The 14,984-nt window shown below is 67.9% G+C and carries 13 protein-coding genes and 1 pseudogene; 1 reads left to right on the top strand and 13 read right to left on the bottom strand.

The window, feature by feature from the left end; all coding sequences use genetic code 11:
- Window positions 1-522: transposase (locus HCC78_RS24375; RefSeq protein WP_216671285.1), on the top strand; the 522-nt coding region annotated here is incomplete at its 5' end.
- 199 nt (window positions 523-721) lie between these two features.
- Here HCC78_RS24375 and HCC78_RS24370 read toward each other — a convergent pair.
- The 13 genes and pseudogenes from HCC78_RS24370 to HCC78_RS24310 form a co-directional block, all read right to left on the bottom strand.
- Window positions 722-1,651, bottom strand: a pseudogene (locus tag HCC78_RS24370) (IS5/IS1182 family transposase).
- A 349-nt stretch (window positions 1,652-2,000) separates the two neighbouring features.
- Window positions 2,001-2,663, bottom strand: coding sequence for a TenA family protein (locus HCC78_RS24365; protein WP_172331387.1), 663 nt, complete (start codon window positions 2,661-2,663; stop codon window positions 2,001-2,003).
- Window positions 2,664-2,707: 44 nt separating this feature from the next.
- On the bottom strand, window positions 2,708-3,013 hold the full coding sequence (locus HCC78_RS24360) for a hypothetical protein (RefSeq protein ID WP_172331386.1): 306 nt from the start codon (window positions 3,011-3,013) through the stop codon (window positions 2,708-2,710).
- Between the two features lie 114 nt (window positions 3,014-3,127).
- The gene (locus HCC78_RS24355; RefSeq protein WP_172331385.1) at window positions 3,128-3,532 is read right to left on the bottom strand and encodes a hypothetical protein; all 405 of its coding nucleotides are present in this window, start codon (window positions 3,530-3,532) and stop codon (window positions 3,128-3,130) included.
- Window positions 3,533-3,539: 7 nt separating this feature from the next.
- Complete coding sequence (gene mraY, locus HCC78_RS24350) at window positions 3,540-4,622, bottom strand: phospho-N-acetylmuramoyl-pentapeptide-transferase (protein WP_172331384.1); 1,083 nt, start codon at window positions 4,620-4,622, stop codon at window positions 3,540-3,542.
- A 5-nt stretch (window positions 4,623-4,627) separates the two neighbouring features.
- Window positions 4,628-6,022 (bottom strand): UDP-N-acetylmuramoyl-tripeptide--D-alanyl-D-alanine ligase, encoded by a 1,395-nt coding sequence (gene murF, locus HCC78_RS24345; protein WP_172331383.1) that lies wholly within the window; start codon window positions 6,020-6,022, stop codon window positions 4,628-4,630.
- Complete coding sequence (locus HCC78_RS24340) at window positions 6,019-7,512, bottom strand: UDP-N-acetylmuramoyl-L-alanyl-D-glutamate--2,6-diaminopimelate ligase (RefSeq protein WP_172331382.1); 1,494 nt, start codon at window positions 7,510-7,512, stop codon at window positions 6,019-6,021. The genes murF and HCC78_RS24340 overlap by 4 nt, the downstream gene beginning before the upstream one ends.
- A 9-nt stretch (window positions 7,513-7,521) precedes the next feature.
- Window positions 7,522-9,339 carry a penicillin-binding protein 2 gene (locus tag HCC78_RS24335; RefSeq protein ID WP_172331381.1) on the bottom strand — a complete coding sequence of 606 codons (1,818 nt, stop codon included), beginning with the start codon at window positions 9,337-9,339 and terminating at the stop codon, window positions 7,522-7,524.
- On the bottom strand, window positions 9,336-9,686 hold the full coding sequence (locus HCC78_RS24330; RefSeq protein WP_172331380.1) for a cell division protein FtsL: 351 nt from the start codon (window positions 9,684-9,686) through the stop codon (window positions 9,336-9,338). Before HCC78_RS24330 ends, HCC78_RS24335 begins: the two co-directional genes overlap by 4 nt.
- Window positions 9,683-10,669 (bottom strand): 16S rRNA (cytosine(1402)-N(4))-methyltransferase RsmH, encoded by a 987-nt coding sequence (rsmH, locus tag HCC78_RS24325; RefSeq protein ID WP_172331379.1) that lies wholly within the window; start codon window positions 10,667-10,669, stop codon window positions 9,683-9,685. Before rsmH ends, HCC78_RS24330 begins: the two co-directional genes overlap by 4 nt.
- A gap of 2 nt (window positions 10,670-10,671) precedes the next feature.
- Window positions 10,672-11,169, bottom strand: a complete 498-nt coding sequence (locus tag HCC78_RS34965) for a hypothetical protein (protein WP_172331378.1) — start codon at window positions 11,167-11,169, stop codon at window positions 10,672-10,674.
- A gap of 858 nt (window positions 11,170-12,027) precedes the next feature.
- Window positions 12,028-12,429 (bottom strand): response regulator, encoded by a 402-nt coding sequence (locus HCC78_RS24315; protein ID WP_172331377.1) that lies wholly within the window; start codon window positions 12,427-12,429, stop codon window positions 12,028-12,030.
- Between the two features lie 113 nt (window positions 12,430-12,542).
- Complete coding sequence (locus HCC78_RS24310; RefSeq protein WP_172331376.1) at window positions 12,543-14,903, bottom strand: ATP-dependent helicase; 2,361 nt, start codon at window positions 14,901-14,903, stop codon at window positions 12,543-12,545.
- Window positions 14,904-14,984: the final 81 nt, after the last annotated feature.

The raw sequence follows: 14,984 nt of genomic DNA, 5'->3' as shown, positions 1-14,984 counted from the left end.
TCAGGTCGCGCCGCCGCCCATCGGTTTCGGACCGGTGGCGTCCGCCTGCTCACCTATCCGCATCGCCTCACCTCTTCCCTGAGACGGCGGTTCTCGCGGCGCCATGGGCTGCCATACCAGAACGGCAGCTGCTGGACGAAGCGTCATAGACGTCGGCTGGCCGAGCTGCGCCGCTTCCGTTTCCCGCACCAGCAGCTGGCATTCGAGGAAATGAAGCGCCCTGTCGATCAGGCCGAAACCCGTGTGGCCACCTTGGACAAGGCGATCGAAGAGGCAATCTCGACTTGGCGGTTCGCCCCTGTCGTCGATGCCTTGCGGGCGCTGCGGGGCGTCAGCGCAACTGTCGCCGCCACCGTGGTGGCCGAGATCGGCGATATCGCCCGCTTTGGAAATCCACGCCAGCTCATGGCCTGGCTCGGACTTGTGCCGGGCGAAAGCTCCAGCGGCAGCACGACGCGGCGGAGGCGCCTGACCAGGACCGGAAACGCCCTGGCGCGGACCATGCCGGTGGAAGCGGGCTGATCGTATCGCCACCCATCCAGGGAAGGGCAACCTTTCCTGAAGCGTTCGGCGCACCTGCCCCAGGAGATCAGGGACATCGGCTGGAAAGCGCAGACCCGGCTGTGCAAGAGGTTCCGGCACCTGTCGAATGCCGGAAAGCCTCAGCCGCGGTGTCCGGCAAGAGGCAACAGCGGTGCAGCGTCCGGCCCGTTACGGCATCTCATGGGCAAAAGATGATGGTCGCGGCCAAGGCTATCGCCGACAGGAAAGCAATCGGGCACCGGTCGCATCTGGCGGCAACGCGCCGCCAGCCCTTGAGGCGGCCGGACATGATTTCGATCCGGTGACGGCGCTTGTACCGCCTCTTGTCATGCGGGATCGCAGCCGTGCGGCACCGTCTGGATGGGATGCAGACCTTCATGTCCAATGCTTTCAAGGCACTGCAGGTCAAGTCCGCGTTCGCCATGCGGCTCGGAGTTGCCCGTCGTGGCGCCATCGGTTCGAGCCCGATGGGCGACGGCGCGGCATGGCTCGCCAGCCACGGTCCGCAGTCAGCCACTCGGCCTCCGGCAGCGACGCCAGCAGGATCGCCGCTCCCCTGCAGTCGCCCACCGGCTGCCCGGCAGGACATTGCACAGCAACGTTCCTTGACGGTGGCCCGCCGCCAGGCGGTAGCTGATCGGACGTCCCAGATGGCTGGCGACGGCATGCAGCTTCGAGTTCATGCTGCCCGCTCCCGGGGAAACGATCCCCCGGATCGCTTTCTGTTCCGCCGCACTCACCCGGAGGCTGGACGCCGTCTGGTGCGCCTTGAGCAAGATCGCATCGATCATGACGGTCCGCGCGTCCCGGACGCCGGAGGCCAGGCCGTCCATGATCCGGTCGAAGGCACCCATCCGGCTCCAGCGGAGCCAACGGCTGCCGAGCGTTTCCGGGGCCTTCGCGGCGCCACTGGCGCCACAGTCCCATTCGAATGCGCGGGCCATGCTCGACGGGCGCATCGCGCCAGCGCAAGCCGTTGCGGTTGACGAAGTTAATTCCGCTGAGCACCCTCCGGCAATCTGCGCGTGGCCGTCCGTGCGACTTCCGGGAGGGGGCAGCAGACAATCCGGGGAACTGTTTGCACGACAAACGGACGGATGCGCTCCATCTGGTTCGGAGGACATTTCCCCCCGCATCGAATGCTGATCCGCCTCACTCAGTCAGCCAGAACAAATCTTTCATCACGCACCTCCAGAGGAGGTCCAGAGTCACGATGCACCAAGGAAATCAATGTGTCCTGACGCTAGAACGCGCCGCAGAGCCGGGCCGCGGCATGGCGGTCCTAGAAGTCACCTCGGAGCGAATGGCCACCGGACCTGCTGGCAGCTTCCGTCCCGGAGCTGGGCCGGCCCAGGTCGACGCCGGATTGCGGCTGCCCCAAAACGCGCCCGGCGCATTGCACCGTCCGGACGCGACTTGCCGCCAAACCGGCCTTGCCGCTGGCCTGGCGCCGCAGGTCAGGCCGCGGCCATGCCTTCCGCCCAGGCGGCATCGAAGAAGGCGCGCTCGAGCGCCACCGCCTCGCGGAACATGGCCGCGGCCTCCTCCTGCGCCTGCGCATCCAGACCCGGCCAGGCCTTGTCGAGCTGGTCCTTCAGATAGGCCACCACCGAGGCGAACCCCTCGCCGCTATGCAGGTCGATCCATTCGGCGAACCAGAAGGGCAGTGCCGGATCATAGCCCGCATGGCGCTCGCCCCAGCTGAGATAGCTCCATTCCGCCACCAGCAGCACCGCGATCATCCGCTCGTAGCGCCCCGATTGCCGCGCCCGCGCCATCAGCGCCAGGAAGCCCGCCGCCGGGGCGGCAGGCTCGGGCGCGCGCTCGGCGGCCGTCATCCCCAGCCCCTCGAAGCTGCGCTGGAAATAGTCGTTCTCCGGCCCCGCGATCAGGCCGAGGAAGCGCGCGGCGGGCAGGCCGTCGGCCAGGCTCGGCGCATGGGCGACGGCGGAGGCGAGGAGGCGGACGAATTCGCCGACGAACAGGTAGTCCTGGCCGAGATACCAGGCCATCCTGTCCCGCGGCAGGGTACCGGCGGCCAGCGCGCGGCAGAAGTCATGGTCGGTGGCCGCATCCCAATCGGCGCGGCAGGTTTCGGCGAGCATCTCGCAGGGGCGCATGGCATCTTCTCCATTGCAGTTCGGTTCGGCCTCGCGGCGGGCTGTCACCAGCCGATCGAGGCGGTGACGGCATCCCTGAGCCAGGGCAGTTCGCGGGTGACCCGGCCCCATTGCACGGTGGCGCCGGCAATGGCGGCCACGCAGAGCACCGCCCAGACGCCGCGCACCCAGGCGCGGCGGCCTTCCAGCGCCCGCACGCCGAGCCCGAGGAAGCACAGGAGCGCCACCCCCTCGACCAGCGTGATGCGCTCGCGGAACCAGACAGCGTGCAGCACCAGCGCCGGGCCGGCGATCACCGCCAGGAACAGTTCGGCAGCTTCCCAGAAGGAGGAACGGAAGAAGGCGCCCATGTCAGGCTCCCTTGCCGGAAACGGGCACGGCGCCGCGCGGTGCGGTCCGGCGATGTTGGATTGCAGCCATGGGATGTCCTCGCAGTCTCTCTCTCCGGCAGGGGGAGGGCCCCCTCACAGCCGGGCAACGGTGTCGATCACGAGACCCGCGCCGGTCGCGCCGGCGAAGATCAGCACAATCTCGAAGGGCATGACCAGGATGATGAAGGCCGCGACCGTCAGCCTCTGGCTGAGGCTGCGCCCGTGCCGGACGCCGATATCGACCTCCGGGAAGATCGCGGTGACCAGCCAGACGGTGCCCAGCGAGAACAGCATGAAGGCGCAGCCGAGGAAAAGCAGCGCAGACAGCGCGAAGAGCACCCACAGATGGTGCACCGGCCCTGCGATCAGCGACAGCTTCCAGGCGGCCGCTGCCAGCGATCCGGTCGCCGCCGCGAGGAAGCCCGAGCGCGACAATGCCCCGGCCGCCTCGTCCAGCCGCTTGTGCCGCGGATTGATCGGCGTGACCGGAGCGCGCATCGCGGCTTCAGCGCACCTTCAGCGTCGCCAGGCCGATCAGCGCCAGGATCAGCGAGATGATCCAGAAGCGGATCACGATCTGCGGCTCCTGCCAGCCCTTCTTCTCGAAATGGTGGTGGATCGGCGCCATCAGGAAGACCCGCTTGCCGGTGCGCTTGAAATAGCCGACCTGGATGATCACCGAGAGCGCCTCGACCACGAAGAGCCCGCCGACGATGCCCAGCACGATCTCGTGCTTGGTGGCCACCGCGATGGCGCCGAGCGCGCCGCCGAGCGCCAGCGACCCGGTATCACCCATGAAGACAGCCGCGGGCGGCGCGTTGTACCACAGGAAGCCGAGGCCGCCGCCGATCAGCGCGGCGCAGAAGATCAGCAGCTCGCCGGTGCCGTCGACGTAATGCACGTCGAGATAGGTGGAGAAGTCGGCGCGGCCGACGACATAGGCGATGATCCCCAGCGCGGCAGCAGCGATCATCACCGGCATCACCGCCAGCCCGTCCAGCCCGTCGGTCAGGTTCACCGCATTGGCCGAGCCCACGATCACCAGCATGGAGAACGGGATGTAGAACCAGCCCAGATGCAGCAGCAGCGTCTTGAAGATCGGGAAGGCCAGGTTGCCGGTCAGCTCCGGCGGATGGACATGCATCATCCAGCCCGAGGCCACGGCGGCGACGAGGAAGCCAAGCCCCAGCCGCACCTTGCCCGAGACGCCCGAGACGTTCTGCTTGGACACCTTGGCATAGTCGTCGGCGAAGCCGATCAGGCCGAAGCCCGCGGTCACCATCAGGCACATCCAGACGAAGGGATTGTCGAGACGTGCCCACAGGAGGGTCGAGACCATCAGCGCGCCGAGGATCAGCACGCCGCCCATGGTCGGCGTGCCCGCCTTGGAGAAATGCGTCTCGGGCCCGTCGGTGCGGATCGGCTGGCCCTTGCCCTGCGTGCGGCGCAGAAGGTTGATCAGCGGGCGCCCGAACAGGAAGCCGAAGATCAGCGCCGTGGCGAAGGCCATGCCCGCGCGGAAGGTGATGTAGCGGAAGAGGTTGAAGACATCGCCGCCATCCGAGAGCGCCGTCAGCCAGTAGAGCATTTCCGTCAGGTTCCTTGCTTGGCCGCCTCGCGGAGGGCGGAGACGGCCTGAGAGACTTTCGATCCGAGCGATCCCTTGACCATCACCACGTCGCCGGCCCGCAGGAGCGCGGGCAGCGCGGCGGCCGCCTCGGCGGCGCCGGCAAATGCGGCAAGGCGTTTCGCTTCGGGAAGGGAGGCGTCGAGCACCGCCATGCGGGGGCCGACGCAGACCACGCCATCGATGGCCGAGATCGCCGGATGCGCGGCCAGCGCGGCATGGATCGCGGCTTCCTGCGGTCCCAGCTCCAGCATGTCGCCCAGCACCGCGATGCGGCGCCCCCCCGGCCCGGGCGAGGTCGCGGCCAGCACCTCGAAGGCGGCGCCGACCGAGGTCGGGTTGGCGTTGTAGGCATCGTCCAGAAGCGTCACCGGCCCCTGCTCCAGCATCACGGTTTCAGAGGTGCCGCGCCCGGCCGGCGGCACCCAGCCCGCCATGTCGGCGGCGGCCCGCGCCACGTCGAGCCCCAGCGCCTGCGCCACGGCAAGCACCGCAACGGCATTCATCGCGAAATGGCGGCCGGGCATCGACAGGTGCATCTCGTAGCGGATGCCGTCGAGTTCGGCGGCGATGTCGGTGCCGCCGCCGGAAAGCAGCGTCTCGGCCAGCCGCGCGCGGGTGCCCTCATGGCCGAACAGCACCGGAACGGCACCGGCCTCGATCGCCACCTTCTGCAGCAGCGCCGTGGTCTCGAGATCGGCATTGATCACCGCCGTTCCGCCCAGGCGCAGCCCGGTGAAGATCGCCGCCTTCTCGCGGGCGATGCCCTCGACGCTGTCGAAGGCCTCCAGATGGACCGCGGCGACGGTGGTGATCACCGCGATGTCCAGATCGGCCAGAGTGGCCAGCGGGCCGATCTCGCCGGGATGGTTCATCCCGATCTCGATCACCGCGAAATCCGCGTCGCGCGGCATCCGCGCCAGCGTCAGCGGCACGCCCCAATGGTTGTTGAAGCTCTTCTCGGCGGCATGCACCGTGCCCTGCCGCGACAGGACATGGCGCAGCATCTCCTTGGTCGAGGTCTTGCCGACAGAGCCGGTCACGCCGATGACCTTCGCCCGCGTCCGCGCCCGCGCGGCCTTGGCCAGCGCCTCCAGCGCGGGCAGCACGTCGGGCACGACAAGCAGCGGCGCATCCTCGGACACGCCCTCGGGGCGGCGGGACACCAGCGCGGCGGCCGCGCCCTTCTCCAGCGCCTGCGCCACGAAATCATGGCCGTCGCGCTGGTCCTTCAGGGCGACGAACATCTCGCCGGGGCGGATCGAGCGGGTGTCGATCGACAGGCCCGCGACCGAGAAAGCACGGGTTGCGGTGCCGCCGGTGGCCGCGGCGGCCTCGTCATGCGTCCAGATCGGTGTCACGGCAGCTTTCCTTCCAGCGCGGCCACGGCAACGCTTGCCTGCTCCGCATCGTCGAACGGATAGACCGTGTCGCCCACGGTCTGCCCGGTCTCGTGTCCCTTGCCCGCGATCAGCAGCGCATCGCCCGGCCCGATCGCATCGACGCCGCGCAGGATCGCCTCGGCGCGGTCGCCGATGTTCAGGGCATCGGGGCAGCCCCTCATCACCATGGCGCGGATCACCGCGGGTTCCTCGCTGCGCGGATTGTCGTCGGTGACGATCACCGTGTCGGCATGGCGCGCCGCCGCCTCGCCCATCAGTTCGCGCTTGGTGGTGTCGCGGTCGCCGCCCGCGCCCAGCACGACGACGAGATTGCCCAGCACATGCGGGCGCAGCGCCTTCAGCGCGGTCGCCACCGCATCGGGGGTATGGGCGTAATCTACGAAGACCGTGCCGCCGTTTCCGCGGGTCGCGACGTGCTGCATCCGGCCGCGCACGGTGCGCAGGCGCGGCAGCACCTCGAAGACTTCGCCCGGCTCCTCGCCCGCGGCGATTGCCAGCCCGGCGGCGCAGAGCACGTTCGAGGCCTGGAAGCCGCCGATCAGGTTCAGCCGGGTCTGGTAGGGCTGCCCCTGCCAGTTGAAGCGCAGGTCCTGCCCGGTCGCGTCGTAGCGCTGGCCGGTGATGCGCAGCTCGGCCGCCTCGGAATGGCCGATGCCGATCACCTCCTGGCCGCGGCTCTCGGCAAGCTCCGCCATGTCCAGCCCGCGGGGATCGTCGAGATTGACCACCGCTACGCCGTCATCGCCCAAGAGGCGGCCGAACAGCCCGGCCTTGGCCTCGAAATAGGCCTCGAACGTGTGGTGGTAGTCCAGGTGGTCCTGGGTGAAATTGGTGAAGCCGCCCGCCGCCAGGCTGACGCCGTCGAGCCGCCGCTGGTCGAGCCCGTGCGACGAGGCCTCCATCGCCAGGTGGGTGACGCCCTCCGCGGCCATCGCGGCCAGGTGGCGGTGCAGCGTCAGCGCGTCGGGCGTGGTGTGGTGCAGCGGCGCGGCATAGGCGCCCTCGATGCCCGTCGTCCCCAGGTTGACCGCGCTGCGGCCGAGATTTTCCCAGATCTGGCGCGTGAAGGTCGCGACCGAGGTCTTGCCGTTGGTGCCGGTGACCGCCACCGCCGTTTCGGGCTGGGCGCCGAACCACAGCGCTGCCGCGGCGGAGAGCGCCTCGCGCGGGTCCTCGGTGACGATCAGAGCAACGCCCGATCCGGCCAACGCCGGCGCGGCGATGCGCGCGCCCGCCGGATCGGTGAGGATCGCGGCCGCCCCCTGGGCAATCGCGGTCGCCGCGAACTCCGCGCCGTGGATCTTCGACCCCGGCAGGGCGGCGAAAAGATTGCCCTCGCCCGCCTTGCGGCTGTCCAGCGCGATGCCCGTGATTCGCGCCTCCTGTCCGCCCTTGGCGTGCAGGCCCAGTTCTGCCAGTGACTTAACCTGGGCGGTGTTGGCGGTCATGGCGGCCCCTCAATTGCTGTTGCGGGCTTCTCGTATCCCACTTGGCGCAGGCTCTTCAATCGCGGGGCGCATGTCCAGAAGCGGAGCGACGCGGCGGATAAGTTCGGCGGCAACCGGCACGACCGTCCAGCCGGCGGTGCGCCGTTCCATCCCCGCCGCGAAGACCGAGGCCTCGTCGAGGGTGGTGATGACCACGTATTGCGGATCGTAATAGGGGAAGATCGAGGCGAAGGTGACCATGTTGCGGTCCTTGTAGTAGCCGCCGCCGGGCTTGGGCTTGTCGGCCGTGCCGGTCTTGCCCGCCACGTAGTAGCCCGGCACGTCGCCCATCGAGGCGGTGCCGTCGGTCACCACGAGGCGCAGCATCTCGCGCGCCTGGCGCGAGGTCTGCTCGCTGACCACGCGCTCGCCCTGGGGCACGATGCCGTTGTGCTTCAGCAGCGTCGGCGTGACCTTGGTGCCGCCGTTCAGCAGCGAGGCATAGGCCGCGGCCAGGTGCATCGGGCTCGAGGACATGCCGTGGCCGAAGGAGATCGTCATCCCCGCCAGATCGCCCCAGACCTTCGGCAGCAGCGGCCGTCCGGTGGGGGCCTCGACCAGCTCCACCGGGGTCGGCTCGAAGAAGCCGAGCTTGCCGAGGAATTCCTTCTGCCGCGTGGGGCCGATCATCTGCGCGATATGGGCCGTGCCGACGTTGGAGGAAACCTCGATCACCTCGCGCACGGTCTTGGTCGGGCCGTAATTGTGGAAATCGCCGATCTTGAAGCGGCCGTAGACCAGCGGGCTCTCGGTATCGATGCGGGTGTCCGGCGTCACCAGCCCCAGCTCGAGCGCGTTGGCGACGGCGAAGATCTTGAAGACCGAGCCCAGCTCGTAGACGCCCAGAACCGCGCGGTTGAACAGCGGGCTTTCCGACGGATCGCCCTTCAGCAGCGGCCGCGGCCGCCGGTTCGGGTCGAAATCGGGCAGCGAAACCAGCGAGAGGATCTCGCCGGTATGGATGTCCATGATGATCGAGCTGCCGCCCTTCGCCTCGTAGAGGTCGATGCCGCCCTGCAGCACCTTTCGCGCCGCCGCCTGGATCGTCATGTCGATCGACAGCTGCAGCGGATCGCCGACCTGCGCCGGATCGCGCAGCCGGTCGTCCATCGCCTTCTCGATCCCGGCCACGCCGATCACCTCGGCCGCGCGCACGCCCTCGTCGCCGAAGCTCGCCCCGCCCAGCACGTGCGCGGCGAGATGGCCGTTGGGATAGAGCCGCATGTCGCGCGTGGCGAACAGGAGCCCCGGATCGCCGATGTCATGCACCGCCTGGACTTCCTCGGGCGACAGCGTCCGGCGCAGCCAGACGAACTTGCGCCCCTGCTGGGTCAGCCGCGCCAGCAGGCGGTCGTGATCCATGTCCGGGAAGATCTCGACCAGTTGGTCGACCGCATAGGGAATGTCGATCATGTCCTGCGGATGGGCATAGAGCGCCTGGGTATGCAGGTTGGTCGCCAGCACCCGGCCCTTGCGGTCGACGATGTCGGCCCGCGCGCTGGTGATGGTCGAACCGAAGAGCGACATCTTCGGCTCTTCCGGCACCGAGGTGGCGAGCTGCCCCATGCGCAGCCCCACCGTGCCGAAAACCGCAAGGAAGAACAGCCCCAGCACGATCAGGCGGCTCTCGGCGCGGGCCTTGAGCTTCTCGCGGATCGTGTCGTGGCGGCGGATGCGGTTCGCGCGCTCGATCAGGTCGGGATTCTCGCCGCGGTCGCGGGCGCGCAGCACCGGCGCCAGCGGGCGCAGCGGGCGGCGGGGATGCTCGTCCTCGGGCAGATCGGTCATGGCTGGTGCTCCTGCACGCCGGGCGCGGCCTCCTCGGCCGGCATCGAGGACAGGTAGGGCCGGGTCGGATAGGCCACCTGGTCGAGCACGCCGAAGCGGTCGGGCGCCATGTCGGCGAGCTGCAGCGTCTCGGCATTGGCATCGACCAGCATCCGCAGCCGTTCGGGCCGGTTCAGCCAGGCCCATTCGGCGCGCAGCATGGTCAGCTCGTCGCGCAGGTGCATGATCTGGCGCTGGGTGGTGCGGACCTGGTCCATCGCGTCGCGGGTGCGGTAGTTTTCCTGGTAGGCCCAGAAGCCGAGGCCGAGCACGGCCAGTCCGAGCAGGAAACCGATCAGCGTCTTCATGTGAAATCCTCGGGCAGGATGCGGGGCGGCAGGCCGAGCTGGGCGCGGTCGAGCGGCCAGATTTCGGCCTCCGTGCGCCGCGCGAGCCGCAGCTTGGCCGAGCGCGCGCGGGGATTGCGGTCGATCTCCTCCTGATCGGGCGCGATGGCCCGGTTCGGCGACGGCTTGAGGATCGCCTCATGCGTCTGCTGCGCCGGGGCATGGCGGCTGCCGCCGCCGCCCGAGCGCGCCGAGCGCGCCTGGAAGAACCGCTTGACCACGCGGTCCTCCATCGAATGGAAGGTGACGACGGCCAACCAGCCGCCCGGCGCCAGCGCCCGCTCGGCGGCTTCGAGCCCCTCGGCGAGCTGGCCGAATTCGTCGTTCACCGCGATGCGCAGCGCCTGGAAGCTGCGGGTGGCCGGATGGCTCTGGCCGGGCTTCGGCCGCGGCAGGCAGGATTCCACGATCTTCACCAGCTGCGCGGTGGTCTCGATGGCGGCATCCTTGCGCGCCTGCCCGATCGCGCGGGCGATCCGGCGCGACGCGCGCTCCTCGCCGTAGTGATAGAGAATGTCGGCCAGCACCTCTTCGGAGGCACGGTTGACCAGATCCGCGGCAGACACCCCGTCCTGGCTCATCCGCATGTCGAGCGGGCCGTCGCGCATGAAGGAGAAACCGCGCTCCGCGAGGTCGAGCTGCATCGAGCTGACGCCCAGATCCAGCGTTATGCCGTCGAGCGGCTCGTCCGTTGCCTGGTCGAGCGTGGAAAAGGTGCCGTGGAACAGGCTCAGCCGGCCGCCATAGGGCTTGCCCCATTCGGCTGCGAGCTCCAGCGCCAGCGGATCGCGGTCGACGCCGATCACATGGTCCGCCCCGGCATCGAGCAGCGCACGGGTGTAGCCCCCTGCCCCGAGCGTGCCGTCGAGCCAGCGCCCGGAAACGGGAGAGACGGCCTCGATGATCTTGCCGATCAGGACCGGAACATGGGGAGCTTCGGCCATCGTCAGAGGTCCATGTCGAGAAGTTCGGCCATGTCCATGCCCTCTTCGAAGCCCTCGATGTCGTCAAGCTCGATGTCGTTTTCGGCTTCGTAGGTCACGCTGTTCCATATCTCGAACCGCTCGCCGGTCCCGGCAAAGGTCAGGTCGCCGCTCTCGCCCAGCTCCAGCCGGTCGCGCAGGGCCTTGGGCAGCACGATGCGCCCGGTGGAATCGACGCGGGTTTCCCAGCTGCGCGTCAGGAAGACCTTGGAGAGCAGCTTCTTGCGCGGACCGGCCTTCATCGCGTGGATCTTGGCCTCGACATCCTGCATGGCCTGCTGGCTGTATCCGAAGATGCACTTGCTGGTGGTGTCGCCGAAGACGATGATGAGGTTGGGATCGTCGCCGGACTCGCGGTCCGGGTCGCCTGCATCGAGCACCTTGCGGATCTGCGCGGGAATCGAGACGCGTCCCTTCGCGTCTATCTTCTGCCCGAATTCGCCCCGGAAGGTGCAGAGCACGATCTAATCCCCTGGCGGTCCACCTCAATGAAAGTGGCGGACCGGGCCGCTGCCACAGCCTGATCCGCCACCTGTGCCTCTTGGTCGGCCTTCTGCGCGGTCAAATCTGGGGGACACGCCCGCGCGAAGACTTCTTACCGGAGATATGCTTGCCTGTATGAGCCTGCTTTATTTTGTTCTGTCTCCGTTAGGGAAAGGGATACTATGGTACTTCAAGGAACTCAAGAGGAATTTACGTCAAAGGAGGATAAAAAATCCGGTCCCCGTGGAACCGGCAGGGGAATGCAAGGGGATTCTTGGGTCAGGCAGCATCGCGGGGCCAGGAAAATCTGGCTGAAACCATCGAAATCCCCGGAATCCGGGCCGGACCAAGTAGGTTCCATGAATTCCCAGCGGATGCCCGTCACGGACCGCCAGAAGGGTCGCCAGAGCGGAAGGGCCATCCGCGACCTTGGTCGTACACACTGCATTCATTTTGCACTTGCAGCATTCACAATCCCGATCAAAGCCCCATGATTTCAATCGGTGCATCGATCAATATACAAATATAAAACGATATTTTCCCGCTCTTGCACTTGCTGCATGGCAGAATTGAAAACTTCCCTATTGTGCAGGTGCAGAAAAACGCTAGATTAGAGATACAGGAAGCGACACGGGCCAGCGCCCCCGGCACCGGCCGGAGCTTCCGGCAGAATTCGGATCAGGAAGCCCCTCCTCCTCCCTGGGCTTTCTGTTTTCGCGGCGGCACCCTCCTCCTCCCTGGTGTCGCCGCTTTTTTTTGCCCGCACGGAAATTCCGACCCGGAAAGCTTTCCCCGACCGCTCACGCGGACTCACGGAAGCTCACGGACGGGCCGCGTCACCGGGCGGCGGTCGGGCCGCTTCCAACCGCGCCGGGAACCAGCGCCAGGCCGATATGGTTGCAGACAGCCACGATGTGCTCGATGTCCACCGGCTTGCGCAGCACCGAGACCACGGCCGGCGAAAGTCCCATCAGCCGCACCGGGGAAGGCCCCGCGGCACCTGCCACCAGCACCATCTTGCAGCCGGGATTTGCATAGGTGGCCAGCGAGGCGACAGACTGCCCCGGCACGCAGCCGAGATAGAGGTCGAGAAGGACAAGGTCGAAACCGCCGGCGATCAGGGCCTTGCGCGCCGCCTGGGCCGTGCCCGCCTCGCGCACCTCGTGAAGCTCGCGGCGGAAGGCATCCGCCCAGAGCGCCCTCAAATTCGGATCGTCCTCGACTATAAGTATATTCATTTACGCATCCGACAGGCAATTCACCATGCCGGGCCCCTCAGCCCGCCTGCAGGACCATGCTTACAAAATGCCGCACCTGCATTCTAGGCCGAAACGACGCCGCGGCAGGTGAATCAGAAAGGCGGATCGTCCCCGGCCTCGGCCGCGGGCTTCAGGAAGCGCGCGACGACATGCTTGGTACCGGCGCGCTCGAAGGCGACCTCCAGCTTGTCGCCCTCGATGCCCGCCACGGCACCGTAGCCGAATTTCTGGTGGAAGACGCGGTCGCCCAGCGTGAAGCTCGACACCGCGCTCAGGTCGATCACGCTTGTCAGGGATTCCTTCGGCTGGTGCATCGGGCGCGGCCGGGACTTGGCCTCCTGCAGCCGCTTCCAGCCGGGGGAATTGTAGACATCGGCGCTGGACGCCCGGTCGTCGAGCGTGGAGCGCGGCGAGGGCGCCCCCTGCCCGCCATAGAGGCCGGGCGGAGTCAGCACCTCGACATGCTCCTCGGGCAGTTCGTCGACGAAGCGCGAGGGCAGCTGCGACTGCCACTGGCCGTAGACCCGGCGGTTGCCCGCGAAGGAGATCGTGCAGACCTCCTCGGCGCGGGTGATGCCGACATAGGCGAGGCGGCGCTCCTCCTCGAGCCCGGTGATGCCGGATTCGTCCATCGACCGCTGCGACGGGAACAGCCCGTCCTCCCAGCCGGGCAGGAACACCGCCGGAAATTCCAGGCCCTTGGCCGCGTGCAGCGTCATGATCGAGACCTGCGGCCCGGCATTGCCGGAGTCGTTGTCCATGACCAGCGCCACGTGCTCGAGGAATCCCTGCAGGTTCTCGAAGCTCTCCAGCGCCTTCACCAGTTCCTTGAGGTTCTCCAGCCGCCCCGGCGCCTCGGGGGTCTTGTCGTTCTGCCACATCGCCGTGTAGCCCGACTCGTCGAGGATCACCTGGGCGATCTCGACATGGTTCGCGCCGGGCTCGCGCAGCATCAGCGCCCATCGGTCGAGCGACTCGACCAGCTCGCGCAGCTTCGCCCCGCCCTTGCCGCCGATTTCCTTCGCCTCGACCAGCAGCCGCGCGCCTTCCTTCAGCGGCACGCCGTTGGCCCGCGCCGCCAGCTGGATCTTCTGCTGCGCCTTGTCGCCGAGCCCGCGCTTGGGCGTGTTGACGATGCGCTCGAAGGCAAGGTCGTCCTCGGGCGAGGTCACCATGCGGAAATAGGCCATGGCATCGCGGATCTCGAGCCGCTCGTAGAAGCGCGGCCCGCCGATCACCCGGTAGGGCAGCCCGATGGTCAGGAACCGGTCCTCGAAGGCGCGCATCTGGTGCGAGGCGCGGACGAGGATCGCGCAGTCGTCGAGCCCGTAGGGCCGCATGCCCCGCGTGCCCTGCTGCATCGCCTCGATCTCCTCGCCGATCCAGCGCGCCTCTTCCTCGCCGTCCCAATGGCCGATCAGCCGGACCTTCTCGCCGCCCTCGGCCTCGGTCCAGAGCGTCTTGCCCAGCCGTCCCTGGTTGCCCTTGATGACGCCCGAGGCGGCGGCGAGGATATGCGCGGTGGAGCGGTAGTTCTGCTCCAGCCGGATCACCTCTGCCCCGGGGAAGTCCTTTTCGAAGCGCAGGATGTTACCGACCTCGGCACCCCGCCAGCCGTAGATCGACTGGTCGTCGTCGCCGACGCAGCATATGTTGCGGTGCCCGGCGGCGAGCAGCCTGAGCCACATGTACTGGGCGACGTTGGTATCCTGGTACTCGTCGACCAGGATGTAGCGGAACCAGCGCTGGTACTGCTCCAGCACGTCGGGGTTCTTCTGGAAGATCGTCACGACATGCAGCAGCAGGTCGCCGAAGTCGCAGGCGTTCAGGTCGAGCAGCCGCTGCTGGTAGGCGGCATAGAGCTCGATCCCGCGATCGTTGAAGGCATTGGCCTCGGCGGCAGGGACCGCGTCGGGCCGCCAGGCACGGTTCTTCCAGTTGTCGATCACGCCCGACAGCGCGCGGGCGGGCCAGCGCTTCTCGTCGATATTGGCGGCGAGGATGACCTGCTTCAGCAAACGGATCTGGTCATCGGTGTCGAGGATGGTGAAGTTCGACTTCAGCCCGGCCAGCTCGGCATGTCGGCGAAGCAGCTTGACGCAGATCGCGTGGAAGGTGCCGAGCCAGGGCATGCCCTCGACCGCGTGGCCGAGCAGGCTGCCCACCCGCTCCTTCATCTCGCGCGCGGCCTTGTTGGTGAAGGTCACCGCCAGCACTTCGTTCGGCTTCGCCGTACCGGTGCTCAGCAAATGCGCGATCCGCGCCGTCAGCGCGCGGGTCTTGCCGGTGCCCGCGCCGGCCAGCATCAGCACCGGACCGTCGAGCGTCTCGACCGCCTTGCGCTGCGCGGGGTTCAGCCCGTCCAGATAGGGCATCGGCCGCGCGGCCATGGCGCGGCGCGACAGCGGCATTGCGGCCGCCTCGAAGGCTTCGCTGTCATCGAAATCGTTCATGCCCGGCCTTATAGCGCGGCCCGCCCCGGGAGAGAAGGCGTGTTCCCGATACGTTCCCGAAAATTCCCGAGAAATCTGCAG

Source organism: Mangrovicoccus sp. HB161399, from assembly GCF_013184745.1.
Taxonomy (GTDB): Bacteria; Pseudomonadota; Alphaproteobacteria; order Rhodobacterales; family Rhodobacteraceae; genus Mangrovicoccus.
Note: the sequence above shows the minus strand (reverse complement) of the source record. Positions and strands in the feature narration are given on the sequence as shown.

Coding starts and splice junctions, on each gene's coding strand:
- HCC78_RS24365 (WP_172331387.1), bottom strand. CDS start 2,663: ATGCGCCCCTGCGAGATGCTCGCCGAAACCTGCCGCGCCGATTGGGAT.
- HCC78_RS24360 (WP_172331386.1), bottom strand. CDS start 3,013: ATGGGCGCCTTCTTCCGTTCCTCCTTCTGGGAAGCTGCCGAACTGTTC.
- HCC78_RS24355 (WP_172331385.1), bottom strand. CDS start 3,532: ATGCGCGCTCCGGTCACGCCGATCAATCCGCGGCACAAGCGGCTGGAC.
- mraY (WP_172331384.1), bottom strand. CDS start 4,622: ATGCTCTACTGGCTGACGGCGCTCTCGGATGGCGGCGATGTCTTCAAC.
- HCC78_RS24340 (WP_172331382.1), bottom strand. CDS start 7,512: ATGACCGCCAACACCGCCCAGGTTAAGTCACTGGCAGAACTGGGCCTG.
- HCC78_RS24335 (WP_172331381.1), bottom strand. CDS start 9,339: ATGACCGATCTGCCCGAGGACGAGCATCCCCGCCGCCCGCTGCGCCCG.
- HCC78_RS24330 (WP_172331380.1), bottom strand. CDS start 9,686: ATGAAGACGCTGATCGGTTTCCTGCTCGGACTGGCCGTGCTCGGCCTC.
- rsmH (WP_172331379.1), bottom strand. CDS start 10,669: ATGGCCGAAGCTCCCCATGTTCCGGTCCTGATCGGCAAGATCATCGAG.
- HCC78_RS24315 (WP_172331377.1), bottom strand. CDS start 12,429: ATGAATATACTTATAGTCGAGGACGATCCGAATTTGAGGGCGCTCTGG.
- HCC78_RS24310 (WP_172331376.1), bottom strand. CDS start 14,903: ATGAACGATTTCGATGACAGCGAAGCCTTCGAGGCGGCCGCAATGCCG.